General features: G+C 62.7%; 13 protein-coding genes. 4 read left to right on the forward strand and 9 right to left on the reverse strand.

What is annotated here, in order from left to right; translation table 11 throughout:
- Positions 1-21 precede the first annotated feature (21 nt).
- On the forward strand, positions 22-651 hold the full coding sequence (locus tag AAGD32_01150; protein MEM8872838.1) for a CerR family C-terminal domain-containing protein: 630 nt from the start codon (positions 22-24) through the stop codon (positions 649-651).
- Between the two features lie 71 nt (positions 652-722).
- On the opposite strand, the gene AAGD32_01155 is transcribed toward AAGD32_01150, so the two are convergent.
- From AAGD32_01155 to dnaE, 3 genes are all read right to left on the reverse strand, one after another.
- On the reverse strand, positions 723-1,649 hold the full coding sequence (locus tag AAGD32_01155) for a hypothetical protein (protein MEM8872839.1): 927 nt from the start codon (positions 1,647-1,649) through the stop codon (positions 723-725).
- A gap of 433 nt (positions 1,650-2,082) precedes the next feature.
- Positions 2,083-2,892 (reverse strand): DUF1573 domain-containing protein, encoded by an 810-nt coding sequence (locus AAGD32_01160; GenBank protein ID MEM8872840.1) that lies wholly within the window; start codon positions 2,890-2,892, stop codon positions 2,083-2,085.
- A gap of 1 nt (position 2,893) precedes the next feature.
- Positions 2,894-6,520: a DNA polymerase III subunit alpha gene (dnaE, locus tag AAGD32_01165; protein ID MEM8872841.1), complete on the reverse strand. Its 3,627-nt coding sequence runs from the start codon at positions 6,518-6,520 to the stop codon at positions 2,894-2,896.
- A 145-nt stretch (positions 6,521-6,665) separates the two neighbouring features.
- Between dnaE and polX the strand changes: the two genes are divergently transcribed.
- Entirely contained in the window at positions 6,666-8,447 is a 1,782-nt protein-coding gene (polX, locus tag AAGD32_01170; protein ID MEM8872842.1) for a DNA polymerase/3'-5' exonuclease PolX, read from the forward strand.
- A gap of 246 nt (positions 8,448-8,693) precedes the next feature.
- On the opposite strand, the gene AAGD32_01175 is transcribed toward polX, so the two are convergent.
- The 3 genes from AAGD32_01175 to AAGD32_01185 are packed head-to-tail and all read right to left on the reverse strand — an operon-like array spanning position 8,694 to position 12,251.
- Positions 8,694-9,551, reverse strand: coding sequence for a UTP--glucose-1-phosphate uridylyltransferase (locus AAGD32_01175; protein ID MEM8872843.1), 858 nt, complete (start codon positions 9,549-9,551; stop codon positions 8,694-8,696).
- Complete coding sequence (locus AAGD32_01180) at positions 9,548-10,567, reverse strand: GHMP kinase (protein ID MEM8872844.1); 1,020 nt, start codon at positions 10,565-10,567, stop codon at positions 9,548-9,550. The genes AAGD32_01175 and AAGD32_01180 overlap by 4 nt, the downstream gene beginning before the upstream one ends.
- Complete coding sequence (locus AAGD32_01185; protein ID MEM8872845.1) at positions 10,545-12,251, reverse strand: DUF6798 domain-containing protein; 1,707 nt, start codon at positions 12,249-12,251, stop codon at positions 10,545-10,547. Before AAGD32_01185 ends, AAGD32_01180 begins: the two co-directional genes overlap by 23 nt.
- 95 nt (positions 12,252-12,346) lie before the next feature.
- Here AAGD32_01185 and AAGD32_01190 point away from each other — a divergent pair, with 95 nt between their 5' ends.
- A complete protein-coding gene (locus AAGD32_01190) occupies positions 12,347-12,706 on the forward strand; it encodes an ATP-dependent Clp protease adaptor ClpS (GenBank protein ID MEM8872846.1) in 360 nt (119 codons plus the stop codon).
- On the opposite strand, the gene AAGD32_01195 is transcribed toward AAGD32_01190, so the two are convergent.
- The 3 genes from AAGD32_01195 to AAGD32_01205 form a co-directional block, all read right to left on the reverse strand.
- Positions 12,684-13,547, reverse strand: a complete 864-nt coding sequence (locus tag AAGD32_01195; protein ID MEM8872847.1) for a DMT family transporter — start codon at positions 13,545-13,547, stop codon at positions 12,684-12,686. The two genes, AAGD32_01190 and AAGD32_01195, sit on opposite strands and share 23 nt — an antisense overlap.
- A 69-nt stretch (positions 13,548-13,616) precedes the next feature.
- A complete protein-coding gene (locus tag AAGD32_01200) occupies positions 13,617-14,204 on the reverse strand; it encodes a hypothetical protein (GenBank protein MEM8872848.1) in 588 nt (195 codons plus the stop codon).
- A gap of 7 nt (positions 14,205-14,211) precedes the next feature.
- Complete coding sequence (locus AAGD32_01205; protein ID MEM8872849.1) at positions 14,212-14,781, reverse strand: ankyrin repeat domain-containing protein; 570 nt, start codon at positions 14,779-14,781, stop codon at positions 14,212-14,214.
- Between the two features lie 126 nt (positions 14,782-14,907).
- Here AAGD32_01205 and AAGD32_01210 point away from each other — a divergent pair, with 126 nt between their 5' ends.
- Entirely contained in the window at positions 14,908-16,401 is a 1,494-nt protein-coding gene (locus AAGD32_01210) for a sigma-70 family RNA polymerase sigma factor (GenBank protein MEM8872850.1), read from the forward strand.
- Positions 16,402-16,403 lie beyond the last annotated feature (2 nt).

Below are 16,403 nucleotides of genomic sequence, written 5' to 3' on the forward strand. Positions count from 1 at the left end.
AACGCATACGCTGTCCGTGGAGTGACTGCCACGGTCGATCACAACTCGACACACGACACCCGCGTCCGACTTCTCGACGCGGCGGGGAAGGTCTTCGCCGAGCACGGCTTCGAGCAGGCGACCATCCGCGACATCTGCGCCATCGCCGCGGCCAACGTGGCCAGCGTCAAGTACCACTTCGGTGGCAAGACCGAACTCTACCGCGCGACCATGCGCCACTTCCGCGCCACCGCCGAGGAGCGCATCCCAGAGTCCGCGCCGCCCGACGCCGAGCCTGCCGAACGCCTGCGGGCCTACATCCGCCGCGCGATCTACCTCATCCTCGACCAGGGCCCCGAATCGGTCCACGGCCGGCTCATGGCCTGGGAAATGACCAAGCCGACGCCCGCCCTCGACGACCACGTCGAGGAAGTCGTGCGCCCGATGGCCGGCGAACTGCGCGAGATCGTGCTCGCCCTGAGCCCCGGCCTCGACGAGCAAGCCGCCCGCGCGATGATGGGCTCGATCATCGGCCAGGTGCTCTTCTACAAGCACAGCCGCCCGGTGCTGGAAAAACTCTTCCCCGGCCAACCCACCGACGCCGAAGCCTTCGAACGCCTCGCCGAACACATCACCAGCTTCAGCCTGCGGGGGCTGGGGGTGGAGGGGTAGGAACGTTCCTTGTGCCGCTACTTCAGTGGGTAAAAGAATGCAGTAGCATTGGGCAACAGCGAAGTTTGTGACTAATCGTCGATTAGTGCGGCAGCCATCTCGTTATCCGAGACAACACGGGGGCCATCCTCAACAATTTTTCTCGATCCAAGACGGCGATCGAGGACACCCACACGTCCTGCCGGTACTTCGATCCCAAGAACATCATCAGTGAGGGACATGGAGTGATACTCTGTGACTGCGGCATGGAAAATAGTATCGTCAGCTTTCCACACCGAGATTTCACGAACAAGGCCCGGCACTTGTTTGAAATCACCAACACCGAAATTTTCAAAATGATAGATGATGCTAAGGCGGTTGTCGTCAATGTTGACGGATGAGATGCGAACAAAATCGCCCCCAGCAACTATATCTACATTTGCGGTTACGGTTGTGTTTTCGTAGCGAAAGAGAAGGACGGCACTCTCGGAGGTAATCGACTCGATCTGCCAGTTCTCGTACGGAGGATATCCCTTTTTGTGGTTTAGGGCAAAAGGTAGAGAAAAGCCGATGACTTGCGGCGCTGCAGAGGGGCGTCCGATGAAGAACGCATAATCATACCCGCCGCCATGGCTAGGTTGAAGATATTCTGACCGCTCTCCTGTGTTGCAAGTAGCCCACATGAAGCTAGGATCAACAAAATCATTTGATCGCGCGAGATCGGGGAGTCCGCGGCCTTCCACTTTCCAAGAAAATCGTGTTGATGAATGCCAGAGATGAGATTCGCCACCGCTTAGGGCGGAGATAGATTGCTGTGCATCGAGCGATAGCAGCTGCCGGATGGATTTGGCTTCGCGTGCATCAGCAGAAACGTCTTGTGACAAGACCCCAAAGGATGCTTCGCAACGAACACTTACGTTAGCTAGTTCGCTTAATCGCTGTCGAAATACTTCGGGCGAAGCTTCGGCCGGCGGAGTAGCGAAGACAATCGTAGCAACGAGATGTAATAGAACATTCATGGGCCAAATAGGTGTTTATTGTGCCACATCGCCGTAACAATTCGAGGGACTCGTTTTGATCAGCGGATCAAGAGCATTGTGCGGATTTTCACACTCACCTAAAGGATTTTTGTTCATAAAGTATATTCTTCTTGCACACGCGATCTCTGGATCATTTACGTTAACTGCGGCATCGCAGTCACTGTCGATTTCATCGTGAGGTTCGCACTGCACGTAATTGATAGGGTCGTCTTTCGCAAACCAAGGCCCGACCGGATAGCACTCGTCTATCGCACAATCAGATAATTGGCAAACAAACCTTAGCTCTGCGATCGGGCCGTCACTCGGAAGTCTAAATTGGCCGAACGTTATCGCTGCTGCTCCGCAGGCTAGCAGAGCAAGAGTTGATGGTATGATCAAGCGTGTCATTATGTGCTCCGTGAAAGTTGGATGATTACCGGTGTAGTGAAATCACATGTCCAAAAAGAACAAGTTCATGCCGACCGTTGGGAAGGCCGTTTAAATCGACCTGAATAGAGACTACGGCTCTATCTCCTGATCTTTCCCGGGGTACATCTAATATGGGGTAGTTTCCGTCCCACTTGATTTTTGACGGGATCTGATCGCGTATTTCGATAGGGCAAACCACGGTCAATGTTGTTGATGTTAAGCCCGATTGTGCATTGATCGCCATTGGAACAATGTCGATCAATGGTGCAACAACATCCATGACAATGGGTAATGAGTAGACGGCTTGCTGGAATTCACCTAGTTCCACGGAGATTCGGAGGGTTCGTTGAGTGACACCGAGGTCTCTACTCGCGGGGTTCGCTAATATGTCAAACTGTGTGTCTTCACCAGGAGCCAACTCAACTGGCAATGCCTGGGTCGGTGTTGTTACGCACCCACAATCGGATTCAGCACCAAGCACGCTGATCGTTGCATCGGATGTATTGGTTATGTTTACACCTGTCGAGGATCTCTTGCCGCCTGTGATGATGCCGAAATCAATCACATGTGGCTCGAATACCAAATCATCTTGAACAGGCTGAGACACCTCGATGAAGCTTGTGCTTGGTGTAATCTCTTGTTCCTCTTCGCATCCGACAATGGTAGGCACGAATGCCAATAAGCATGCGAAAAAGAAACCAGTTCTATGCATTGTATCGGCAAGGTAACAATCCCCTCGCGTGGTTGCAATGGCAAACTCAGAAATACCCGTATCGGCCGGGACTGTTTTGGCTGTTTCCAGGGATGGTCGCAAGTTAAGCAGGGTGGGCAATACTCGTCTCACCCTCGAACATCCGCTGCTGTTGTCGCTCCTTCGCTTTCCGGCGGCGGTCGCCTTCGCCGAAGAACTGGACGTTGCCTTTGCCGAGGAGCGTTTCGAGCTTGGCTTGCAGGGCGGGGCTGGGGATGACGCCGAGCTTTTTGTCGAGCTTGACGATGACTTGGCCGGTGCCGTTGCGCGGGTGGCTTGTGTAGACGTCGACGCGGCCTTTGTTTTCCATCAGGACCGGCTTGAGGTCGTGGACCACCGCCGGCGGGTGCTTCTCCGCGTCGAACTTCAGGATCACCAGCTGCGTGAGCTTTCGGCAGGCCTCCTCGATCGGCAGGACTTCCTGCACGATCAGGCACGGCGTTTCGCGGCGGCGGTCGATGGTGGCGCTCACGAAGACGGACGTGTCCTTGGTGATGACGCCGGGGTACTTCTCTTCGGCCTCGGCGTAGGCGTCGGCGAAGACCATGCCGTCGATCTTGCCGTCGAGATCTTCGAGTTCGATGATGGCCCATTTCATGCCGGCGGACCGGCCGGACTTGCCGACCTTGGGGCGGACGACGTTGATCATGCCGCCGACCCAGACGGGGCTGCCCTCGGGGAGCTTGTCGATGTCGGCGATCGTCGCGGTGGCGAAGCTGTCGAGCGAGGCCTTGTGCTCCTGCAGCGGGTGGGATGAGACGTAGAAGCCGAGCAGGTCTTTCTCGAGTTGGAGCAGTTCGGACTTTTGGAGCTCTTTCATCTTCGGCAGCGCGACGGCGGGGGCGTCCTCGGTGGCCTCGCCGCCGCCGAAGAGGTTGGACTGGCCGGAGCGCTTGTCCTGCTGGGCTTGTTGGCCCATCTCGACGGCGCGTTCGACGGAGGCGAGTTGGGCGGCGCGGGTGCCGTCGGTGTTGGAGAACGCGCCGCACTTGATTAGCGCTTCGACCGTCGACTTCCCCGCGGCCCGCAGGTCCACGCGGTCGCAGAAGTCGAACAGGTCGGTGTAGTCCTTCTCCTTGCGACCCTCGATGACGGCGTCGACGGCCTTCTCGCCGACACCCTTGATCGCGCCCAGGCCGAAGCGAATCACTTCTTCGGTTTCATTCTTCCCCACCTTGCGTTTGGTGGGCGTGAAGTCCTTGCCGGATAGGTTGACGTCCGGCGGCAGCACCGCGATGCCCGTCCCGCCGGCGGCGTTCTTCATGCGTCGGCATTCGTCGAGGTACTCGATCGCCTTCTCGGTGTTGTGCGCTTCGAAGGTGAGCAGGGCGGCCATGTACTCGGTCGGGTGGTACGCCTTCATGTAGGCCGTCTGGTAGGCGACCATGGCGTAGCGGGAGGAGTGCGACTTGTTGAAGCCGTAGCCGCCGAACTTGAGAATGAGTTCGAACACTTCCTCGGCCTTGTCCTTGGCCAGACCGCGTTGTTCCGCGCCTTCGATGAACTGCGGGCGGAAAGCGTCGATGATCTCCTTCTTCTTCTTGGAGATCGCCTTGATCATCTTGTACGCCTTGGCCAACTCGACGCCGCCGAGCTGGTTGAAGATCTGCATGACCTGTTCCTGATAGACCATGATGCCGTAGGTCTCTTCGAGGATGGCGTCCATGACCGGGTGGACGGTGGGGACCTGCTGCCGGCCGTGCTTGCGGTCGCAGTAGTCCGGGATCAGCTCCATCGGCCCGGGTCGGTAGAGCGCGTTGGCGGCGATGAGGTCTTCGAGGCGATCGGGCTGCATCTTCATGAGCAGGTCCTGCATGCCGCCGGACTCGAACTGGAAGATGCCGCGCGTCTCGCCGCGGCAGAAAACGGCCAGCACATGAGGGTCGTCGTAGGGAATCGCCTCGATGTCGATCTCGATGCCCTTGGTCTGCTTCACGAGATCGACCGAACGCGTGAGGATGGTGAGGGTGCGCAGGCCGAGGAAGTCCATCTTGAGCAGGCCGCATTTCTCGGCGGTCGGCCCTTCGAACTGGGTGAGCACGTTCCCGTCGCGATCCGTGTAGAGCGGCACCAGCGTGTCCAGCGGCTGGTCGGCGACGATCACGCCTGCGGCATGGCAGCCCGCGTTGCGGTTCATGCCTTCGAGCTTCCTGGCGATTTCGATGACCTTGCCGATGTTGCGGTCGTTGTTGATCAGGTCCTTGAGTTCGCCGGAGGACTTGATGGCCTTGTCGAGGGTCATGCCCGGAACGCCGGGGATGAGCTTGGTGAGCTTGTCGATGTCGGCCAGCGGCACGCCCATGACCCGGCCGACGTCCTTGCAGGCAGCCTTCGCGGCGAGGGTGCCGAAGGTGATGATCTGCGCGACGTGGCCGTACTTCTCGCGGACGTACTCGATGACCTTGCCCCGGCCGTTCATGCAGATGTCGATGTCGATATCCGGGAACTCATTACGGCTCGGGTCCATGAACCGCTCGAAGAGCAACCCGAACTCCAGCGGGTCGACATTGCACAGCCCCAGCAGGTACCCCACGATCGTCCCGACACCAGAGCCACGAGCGCCGACCGGGATGCCATGCTCCCGGGCGTAGTTGCAGAAGTCCCAGACGATCAGGAAGTACGACGCGAAGCCCTTGCCGACGATGACGGTGAGTTCTTTCTCCAGGCGTTCGCGGACTTCGGGGGCGACGTCGGTGGTGCCGTAGCGCCACTTCAGGCCGTCTTCGCAGAGCTGGCGGAGGTAGATCTCGTCGGCCTTGAGCTGCGAGACGTCGGTGTTGTCCGGCTCATTCGCAAGGGCGGGGACGTCGCTTCGGAGGATGCTGTTGTCGACCTGGTAGACTGGGGCGTAGGTTCTGCCAAAGTCGAGCTCGATGTCGCACAGCTGCGCGATGCGGTTGGTGTTGTCGGCGGCTTCGGGGAACTCCGCGAACGCCTCGACCATCTCGTCGGGGCCCTTGAGGTAGAGCTCCTTGGAGTAGGTCATCCGCGTTTCGTCGGTGACCATCTTGCCCATGCTGATGCAGCAGAGGCAGTCGTGGGCGTAGTGGTCTTCGCGGGTGAGGTAGTGGACGTCGTTGGTACCAACGAGGCCGACGCCGAGCTTACCGGCCAGCTCGGCCAGTTCGGGGTTCACCTGGTCCTGCTCGGGGATGGCATTCTTCTGGACCTCGATGAAGAAACGGTCGGGGCCGAAGATGTCGAGATAGGTTTCCGCCATCGCCTTGGCGGATTTCATGTCTTTCTTCAAAAACGCTCCGGCCACCTCACCGCCGAGACATGCCGACGTGCAGATCAGTCCTTCGGAGAACTCACGCAAGATCGCCTTGTCGATACGCGCCTTGTAGTGGAAGCCCTCGGTGTAACTGAGCGTGGAAAGCTTGAGCAGGTTGCGGTAGCCGGTGAGGTTCTGGGCGAGCAGCAGCAGATGAAAGCAGTCGTCCTTCTGCTTGCGCGTCTTGTCCGCCATCGACGTCGGCGACATGTACGCCTCGATCCCGAGGATGGGCTTGATGTCATGCGCCCGGCACGTGTCGTAGAAGTCGATCGCCCCGAACATTGCCCCGTGGTCCGTGATCGCGAGGCTATCCATGCCCAAGTCTTTGGTGCGCTTCACCAGGTCCTTGACCTTGCAGGCCCCGTCGAGCATCGAGTAGTGGGTGTGGACGTGGAGATGGGTGAAGGACGACATCGTCGCAGTTTAGGTGGCTGTTCGAAAATGCCGAATGACGAGTGCCCGAATGACGAACGCTCCACAGCATGTCCCGCTTTCGGATTTCGACATTCGGCTTCCATTCGTCATTCGGGCACTCGTCATTCGTCCTTACCATCGCCCCATGTCCAAAAACGCCGAGCTGGCCAAGCTCTTTGAGACCGCCGCGAAGATTCTCGATCTGAAGAACGACAACCCGTTCAAAGCCATCGCGTTCAACAAGGTCGCCCGGCTGCTCAAGGACGGCGACGTCGACGCGGAGAAGGCTTACGCCGACGGTAAGCTCGAGAAGACCAAGGGCATCGGCGGCAGCAGTGCGGACATGATCCGCGAGTACCTCGACACCGGAAAGTCCACCGACTTCGAGGAACTCAAGGCGAGCATACCCGAGGGCCTGATACCGATGTTCGACCTGCCGGGCATGGGCCCCAAGACGATCAAGCTGCTCTGGGACGAACGCAACATCACCAGCATCGGCAAGCTCAGTACCGCCATCGAGCGCGGCAAGCTCAAGGGCGTCAAAGGCATCGGCCCCAAGAAGATCGAAGGCTTCAAGGACGCGATCGCCATGGCCAAGCGCGGCGGCGAGCGGCGGGGCATCTGGAAGGTACTCGCCGTCGCCGACGAGTTGCTCGAAGCGGGCCGCGGCTTGGAAGGCGTGCTCGAAGCCGAGGCGGCCGGGTCCCTGCGGCGGCGGCGCGAGACGGTGAAGGACGTCGACCTGATCGCACGCGTCGCCGATGATGCCGACGGCTCCGCGATCACCGCCGCCTTCGCGAAGCTCGACGTCGTGAAGAAGGTGCTGGTCCAGGGCCCGACCAAGTGCAGCGTGCTCGTCGGCGACGACCTGCAGGTCGACTTGCGGATTATTCCCGAGAAGCATTACGGCGCGGCCCTCATCCACTTCACCGGCAGCAAGGAACACAACGTCGCCTTGCGTGGTATCGCCAACGACAAGGGCCTGACGCTCAACGACTGGGGCCTGTACGAAACGAAGAAGTGGGAGAAGGCCGACCGTAAGCCGGGCCTGCCGCCGGCGGACGTTGAGCCGGTGGCGTCGGCGAATGAGGGGGACGTGTACGCCGCGCTGGACATGACATGGATCGCGCCGGAGCTGCGCGAGGATCGCGGCGAGGTGCAGAAAGCGCAGGCCGATGAGCTCCCCGACCTGCTCGAACTCAAGGACCTGCGCGGCGACCTGCACACCCACACCGTCGCCTCCGACGGCCGTGCCACGATCGAGGAGATGGCCGAGGCCGCCAAGGCGTTGGGCCACAAGTACCTCGCCATCACCGACCACTCCAAGAGCAGCGTCATCGCCAACGGCCTCGACGCCGACCGCCTGCTCCACCACATCGACACCATCCACGAGATCAACAAGAAGATCGACGGCATCGAAATGCTCGCCGGTAGCGAGGTCGACATCCTCGCCGACGGCACGCTCGACTACCCCGACGACGTCCTCGAAAAGCTCGACTGGGTCGTCGCCTCCCCGCACACCGCGCTCAAGCAGGACCGTGCCAAAGCCACCGCGCGGATCATCGCCGCGATCGAGAACCCCAACGTCTGCGTCATCGGCCACCCGACCGGGCGGTACATCAACAAGCGCGAGGGCTTGCCGCTCGACTTGGACGCGGTGTTCGAGGCGTGCAAGGCGACCGGTTGTGCGCTGGAGATCAACGCGAGCTATCCGCGTCTTGACCTCGGTGACGTCCCCGCGCGAAAAGCCGCCGCGGCCGGGGTGATGCTCGTCATCAACACCGACGCCCACGGCACCGACGGACTCTCGGGTTTGCAGCCCGGCATCGACGTCGCCCGCCGCGCCGGTTTGGAGAAGAAGCACGTGCTCAACACGCGCACGTGGAAGCAACTCAAGGTTTGGCTCGATAAGAAGCGCGGCCGATAGCGCGCCCAACGCCCATGGCTTCAGCCGTGGGTCCGCGCCGACGCGTTCGCGGTTGCCGACCCACGCCTGAAGGCGTGGGCGTTCGAGCGCGAATCAAAACTGCGCAAACAAAAACGGTTCGAGGGGGAGCCACTTCCCTCGAACCGCAAGTTCATCACCGTTGGGTGATTGAACACCTTTGGTGATGTCATGAATGTAACGCGATGATGCGTTCGGTCAACTGTTTGTCGGCGTTTCGCGCGCGGCTCATCCACCGAAAAGTTCGCGCGCCAACGGCGCGATGCGCTCGCGCATCTGCTGGTCACGCGCCGCGTAGATCAGGTTGGTCTCGAGCCAGTCGGTCGGGTTGCCGATGTCGTGGCGTTGTGCCTCGAGAACGACGCCATGCACCGGCTCGATATTGCACAGGCGTTGCAACGCATCGGTGAGTTGGATCTCGCCGTCGGCGCCGGGTTTGGTGTCTTCGAGCAGCGGGAAGATCGTCGGCGAAAGCAGGTACCGCGCGGCGATGGCGAGGTCGCTCGGAGCCGCATCTGGAGCGGGTTTTTCCACGAACCCGCTCACGCGCATCGTCGCGTGATCAACCATCTCGCCGGCCGCGATGCCGTAGCGACCCACGCGATCGGTCGGCACGCGCTCCAGGCCGACGACGCTGCCGCCGAGGCGCTTCTGGGCTTCGATCAGTTGCGTCGCCGGCGCGGTGCCGCCGGAGAAGATCGTGTCGCCAAGCGCGCAGATGAAAGGCTCCTCGCCGACGTGCCGCTTGCCCTGGAGCACCGCGTGTCCGAGCCCGAGTTGCTCGCGCTGACGCACCGAAAAAACTTGCACCCGCTCCATCAACGCGTCCACCGATGCGACGAACGCGCGCTTGCCTTTTTCGTCGAGTCGGCGTTCGAGTTCGCCGCGCCGGTCGAAGTGATCCTCGATCGCCTTCTTGTCGTCGCTGACCACGAGCAGCACGTCGTCACACCCGGCGTCGGCGAGTTCTTGCACGACGTACTGGATCACCGGCACGTTGAGCACCGGCAACATCTCCTTGGGCACCGCCTTCGCGGCGGGCAGCATGCGCGTCCCGAAGCCGGCGGCGGGGATGAGCGTCTTCATGACTGGGCCTCCGCGAAGATCGTCGGCTTGAACGTGGTGCAGCCGATGCCGGCGAGCGCGTTTTTCGCGGCGGCGTACTCGGCGTCGTTGCGGTAGACGCCGACGATCGCACCGCCGCTGCCGGCGAACTTGGCGCTCACGCCGGCGGCGCGGGCGGTGTCGATCATGCGTTGGTTCTCCGGGGCGATGGACATGATCTTCTTGCGGATGTCGAAGTTGGCGTTGGTCACTTCGTGGAGTTCGTCGACGTCGCCAGCGAGTAGCGCGGCGCGGCCACGGTCGGTCAGGTCGCGCAGGTCGGTCATGGCCTGCACCACGTCCTTCTCGCCCGCCTCCCATGCGGCCCGCAGGTTGCGGTGGGCGACGTCGCTCACCTCGGCACGCTCGGCGTCGAAGGCGACATAGATCGGCGGCTGCACCTCCGGCGTCAGCGACTCGTAACGACCGCCGCCGGTCTCCTCGACGAGCTTGCGGTCGAAGTCCATGAACACAATCCCCTCGTACGTCTGCACCACGCGGTCCTGCAGCCCCGCGGCGATGTGCAGCTCCTTGGTTTCGGTTTCGAGGGCAACGGTCGGCATCTGCGACATCGGGATCATCACGCCGTAGAACTTCTCAAGGGCGCGGAGCGTGGCGACGACGATCGCGCTGCTGCCCGAGAGGCCGACGAGGCGGGGGATGTCGGTCGTGAAGGCGAGTTTGAAGTTGCCGCGCCCGGCGAGGTCGTGCCCTGCGGCGTCGGCCCACGTGTGGAACCTCGCGACGGCCGCTTTCATGAGCCGAAGCGCGCCGTAGTAGCCCATGAGTTTCGTGTGGCGCAGGAACTCGTCGACCGAGTCGTGGTCGCACAGGTCGGCCGGGCTCGGCTCGATGGTGAGCCGCTCGGCCGGCGTGAGCGTGGCGGTCACGCCGAAGTCGCGGACGATGATCGAGATCGTCTTGCCGAAGTAGCCGTCCGACGGATTGCCGACCAGCCCGGCGCGGGCGAAGGCTCTAGTTTGGATCGCTTGAGGCATCGGTTTCGACAACATACACCGCCCACCGTCGGTCGCCAGAGACGAACGCGGCCGACTCGCCGTCGGTCGGCGGCGCGACGACAAAGTCGGCGTCGTAGTCCGTGGCAACGCCGCGTAGTTCGTGCAGCGGGCGCGTTCGGTAGCGCTGGTCCATCCACGAGAGCTTTTCCGGCAACGTGCCGGGCACCGTGGTCAGGTCGTCGATCGCCAACACGTCCTGCAACGCGTTGCGCCAGGTTCGCATCTCGCCCGAGAGTTGCGGGACATGCTTGAACGTCACGACGGCGGCCCGCCGGGCATCGAGGCGAAAGGCGGTGTTGCCCGGTGGCACGACGAACACCGCGTCGGCCGGCGTGTTGGTTTGGGCCCATGCGGCGACTTCGCGCAGGGCGGGGTCGCCGGGCTTCTCGGCGGTGCCGTTCCAGCCGAGCGTTGCCACCATCAACGCCAGCCCCGGCAACGCGAACCACCAACGCCCCAGCGCGATCGGCAAACCGGCGGCGATGCACGCAAGCACCGTCCAACCGGTGAGCACGTGATCTTCGGGGACGATGCCGGTGAACAGCGAGACAAGTCCGATGGCCGGAACACCACCGGCGATGAACCACGCGCCGCGCCGGTCCCACGCCGTTGTCCGGCTGGACGAGTCTCGCCCACGGTTCAAAGCGGCGACGAGCCAGACGCTCGCCGCGACGCAGAGGATCAACTTCGGGAAGACGCTGAAGCGCCAAAGTGACATTTGAATGAGCGTGCCGCTGGTCCAGAAGATCCCCGCCCCGAGCAAAGCGATGAGCAACACCGCCAGCGTTGCGTACACCAAGGCCGAGCCACGTCGCCAGGCGATGGTTCGTGGCACGATCTTCCAAGCCCGCCATGCCAGCGGGATCGGTGCGAGGAAGGTGATCCACATCACCACCGGCCAGGAGACGGGGTGGTAGTGGTGGGGGTGGCGCAGTTTGACGTACAGGTCGACGTACTCGTCGAGCGGGATGCGCAGGTCGTCGGTCTGGGCCTTGCCGATCAGTGCGGGGATGATGTTGAGCAGGCACGGCCCCCATGCCGCGAGTGTCGCCCAGGCGAGCGGTCGCCAGTCACCCCGGGCAAACCCCAACCGCCACACGAGGTAAATCCCCCACGCGCCAACCCCGACGACCGCGTAGTTCAGATGCCACACCCCGGCAAATCCCACGCACAGCCCGGCCGCGACATCCCGCCGAATCAGCCAATACGAAACTCCCCACAGCAATGCCACCGCCGCGACGTTGCTCGGCAGAAACGCGCTGTCCTGCAGGAACGCGTAGAACCCGAGCCCGAACCCGCCGAGCAGCGCGTGATACAGCAACACGCTCACGATGTACGTCGCGACGCCACCCCGATATAGCCGCACGATCCGCCACCATGCAATGTGCAACAAAACGACGGTCGCGAGGTGTGCAATAAAGAAGGCGGGCACCTCGATACCCAGCCGCATGACCGCAGCGGCGAAGTACGAAAACAGCCAGTGATATTGCAACGTGTTGGCGGTCCACCAGTCATTTTGCAGCAACGCCGGATCGTTGATTCGCAGGGCGTCGAGCAGGTAGACCTGGTGGTTGCTCAGCCCGAACTGATAGCCGCGGACCGCGTAGGAAACGAAGACGCCGAACGCGATCACGGCAACGGTTTGGAGCGGGACACGACGCAAGGTGGGCGGCGATCGTAGCCGATGCCGCCGAGAAACGTTGACCCCGGTCCCCGACCAGCGCATGCTTATTGGCACACCTCGCACGGGAGCGGAACATGGCCGATCAACCGAAGAACACCGACGAGAAAACTCACGGCAGCACCGCGACGGCCGCCCGGCCCGAAAGTACCCACAAGCTCGAAAAACTCCCGCCGTACAACGTCGTTCTCCTCGACGACGCGTCGCACACTTACGAGTACGTTATCGAGATGCTCGCCGGCCTGTTCGGCTACAACGAAGTGAAGGGCTTCCAACTCGCCAAGCGGGTCGACAGCGAAGGCCGCGCGATCGTTGCGACGATGCACAGGGAGAAGGCCGAGTTGAAGGTTGCACAAATCGAAGCCTTCGGCCTCGACCCGCGCATCCCCACGTGCAAGAGCGGAATGAAAGCGTTCATCGAGCCGGCGGAGGGGTAGCGGGTTCGCGTCCCGTCGCGGCAAGCCCGGCGGCGAAGAGCAACACCGTGCCGCCGATGATCGTGCCGACGGTCATCGCCTCGCCGTGGAACGCCCAGACGAGCGTCGGATTGAGCACCGGCTCGATGAGCACGATCAGGGCCGCCGCAACCGGGACGACCGTGCGGATGCCGTGCTGGAACAGCACATACGGGATCGCCATCTGCACCACGCCGACGCCGAGGATGAACACGGTCACCGCGACGCCCGGCATCGCGTCGACGCCGGCCGCGATCGGTAACAGCACCGCCGCACTCCCCGCGTTGTTGAGCAACACGATCTTGAACGCATCCACCGGCCCGTCCGTCACTGCATCGATCCGCTCCAGCAGGAAGATCACACTGCCGTAGGCGAGCCCGCTAGCCGTGCCGAGTAGCAGCGGCGTGAAGTCGCTTGGCACGCCATCGGCGAACACCATCACACCCACGCCGACCACCGCGGCGATCAGGCCGAACCGAACGTTTCGGCGCAGCGTCCGGCCTACCAGGGCGTACCCAAGCAAGGCACACACCACCGGCCCGACGTATTGCAGCAGAATTCCTTGCGCCGCCGTGCCAACGGTCATCGCCGCGATCAACGTCCCGACCATGACCGTGTGTGCCACGACGCACGTCCCCATGACCGATCCGCGTGGCCAACCGCCGTTGCGTAGCGCCATGGGCAGCAACACCAACGCCGCCCCGAGTGACCTCAACCCCGCGAACCACAACGGCGGCGCATCGGCCAACTTCACCGCGATGCCCGACAATGACCACATCACCCCGGCAAGCAACAACAGGAGAATGCCGGTGCGCCGGGACATGGACAGTGAGCTTACAGCCGCGCCGTGGTTTGAACGACGGATGTGGGCCGGCGCTTACTTGCCGGGCGCTTACTTCTCGAAGTCCGGCGTGCTCGGCATCGTGGTCGGCTGCGTTGCCGGTCCGGTGGCGGGCTGGGTCGAGGTGTCCTTGCCCATCGTCGGGGCTTCGTCGGTCGCCGGGGTTGCCGCCGGGGCCGTCGTCGGACTGTCCTTGCTCATTTCCGGGGCGGCGTCTTTGCTCATCTCGACCTGCGGGGTCGCTTCGGCGGCATCGGCCCGTGCGGCTTCGGCGGCCTTGGCCGCTTCCGCCTTACGCTTCTCGGCGTCGGCTTTTGCCTTGGCCGCGGCGTCCGCTTTGGCTTTCGCGTTGGCGGCTTCACGTTCGGCCTGAGCCTTCGCGGCGGCTGCCTCGGACTCACGCTCGGCTTTCGCCACCGCCTCGGCACGCTCGGCGCGGGCTTTCGCCGCCGCAAGCTCCGACTCCCGCGCGATCCGGTCGGCCTGCTCCTTTTCGAGCTGTGCCGCGAGCCGGTCCCGCTCGTCCTTGACCGCTTCGGCCGAAACGTCGTCGCTCGACTTGGCGCAGCCGGCGAGGCCAACGCTCAGGGCAGCGATACCGACGGCATTCAACAAGGTCTTCACTTTTTTCGAGGTCATACCGCAATCATCGCGATTGCACGCGGGACCGCAATGCTGAACTGACTTGATGCCGATCGCTGCGTTGCCGGTCGGCTGCCTGCAACTGAGCGGCGAGGGCATGATCGCCTCTGGCCCGTGCCAAGTCGAGCGGGCGTTGGCGTGAGCTGGCCGGGTTGGGGTCTGCCCCTGCGTCGAGCAACGCGCGGGCGGCGGCAGGGGAACCGCTGCGACACGCCAACACCAAGGCCGTGTTTCCGTCGGACCCGGCTGCGTCGACCGATGCCCCTTGTGCGAGTAGTCGGCGGATCAGGTCGGGCCGATCGGCCCGCGCCGCCAGCATCAACGGCGTCATCCCGAACACCACCGGCCGGTCCAGCACGGCCGAACCGCCCAACGCCACAAGCGCGTCTTCGAAAGCCGTCATGCCTGGTATGTGCGCGGCCTCCTCCGCACGCAGCATTGCGACGATCTCGTCGTGTACGTTCGCCTGTCGTTGTGCCAGCACTTGCCCAAGGAAAATCGCTGTCAGAACAAGCAACAGCCCCCAAATGCCAACGCACTGGCGAAACACCGGCTTCATGTGCTCATGGGTCATGCCCCTGAAACGTCGGACTCCGGGCACTTTTGCGAGATTTCCGGATTTTTTTGATCGTCGGTGCCAATTTTTCGGATGCGGGCGTCTTAGGTCTAAGCAGCGATGCCACGAAATCGGTCCCGGGCCATGCAATCAACGTCAAAGCCAGCGCTGGATGAGCCGGGCGTGCGGGATTGGTACGCGCTCATCGAACACCAACGGCCCCTGGTCGCATCGGTCTGCCAACGCTGGCTGAGCGATCCGAACGATGTGGATGACGCGATCCAGCAGACGTTCCTGCGATTCTGGCAGCATCGTCAACGCGTCCACGGTCGCCTCGAAGCGTGGCTCGCGGCGACGGCCCGGAGTGTGTCGGTTGATCTGATCCGCCGCGAGGTGCGTGAGCGGGATCGGCGGGTGAAGGTCGCCGGTGAAGCCGACGTGCATCGCAGTGCCGCGTTCACCAGGGAGCTCGCGCGGAATCAGTTGCCGGCGGCGTTGCGTGTGCTCCCGGACAACGATGCCGAGTTGCTGCGGCGCCGGTTTCTGAGTCGGGAACCGCTGCGCGTGTTGGCGGATTGGGCACGGGTCGACGTATCCACGATGAGTCGACGGGTGACTGCGGTTTTGGAGCGGCTCGCGTCGGTTCTGCGGGAGATGGGCGTGTTCGACGCGGATGTCGTCACCGTGGCCTCGATCTTCGACGATGCCGTTCATCTCGCGTCGGCGTTGTGGTGCAATGTCCACGTTGAGCCGGACGGTTTGCGTATGGCCGCCAGTTGGGAGGGGTTGCTGCAGGATGTAGCGGCTAACGCCGTGTATCTCCCGGGTTGGTCTCGGCCGATACGTGCCGGCGTGTTCGTCGGTTGGGGCACGATCAGCCGTCAGAGTTCGATGATGCGCATGATCGTTCCGCCGGAGTGGCAGGTGAGCATCAGCAAATACGTCGAGCGCGGTCCGGTGGAACTGGTCGGGCTGATCGAGCCCGGCACGAGCGACAAGGGGCCGGTCGAAGCAACGCTGCGCGACTACGAGCTCAATGCCGGGCTGATCGATGCGACCGACGCGGAGGCGCTGCGGACGCTGGACGTGATCTCGTTGGGCTTTGACCTGATGACATCGGCCGCCGTGCTACGCGCGGTTTGCGATGCCGTTCAGAGTGGTGTCGGATTACACAACGAAGGTTACATTGGCCTCGATACGATCCCCGCGAACAATCCGGACTTGCGAGCGGTCTTTCTCTCGGCAAGTGACGTGACGGATTTTCACAGCACGCCGCATGGTTTGCCCGTGCCTCTGCGGGTGGTCGGGCGGCATCCTGCGGTGCCATCGGTGGTCGAACGGGATCGCACGGCCAGTGCCTGCGGCCCGGTTTATCAGCCGCGGGCCGATGCGACCACGGTTTTGCGGAAGAACCTGCAACGGCTCAAGGCGACCCATCCCAACGCCCCAGCGACGGTGCCGGCGCTGGTGTGCGGTGAACTCGGCTCGGGGCGGGTCGTCGTCAATAGCCTGCAAAACAATGAAATCCTTGTCGATCTGTCCGCATTGGACGGTCCGGCGCTGGTGCTCGACCTGCTGCGGTGGCTCGCCGAGCCGCGTCGCAAAAGCACCGATGGCGACGGGGCCGCCGATCCCTAGGA

Source organism: Planctomycetota bacterium (assembly GCA_039182125.1).
Lineage (GTDB): Bacteria > Planctomycetota > Phycisphaerae > Tepidisphaerales > Tepidisphaeraceae > JBCDCH01.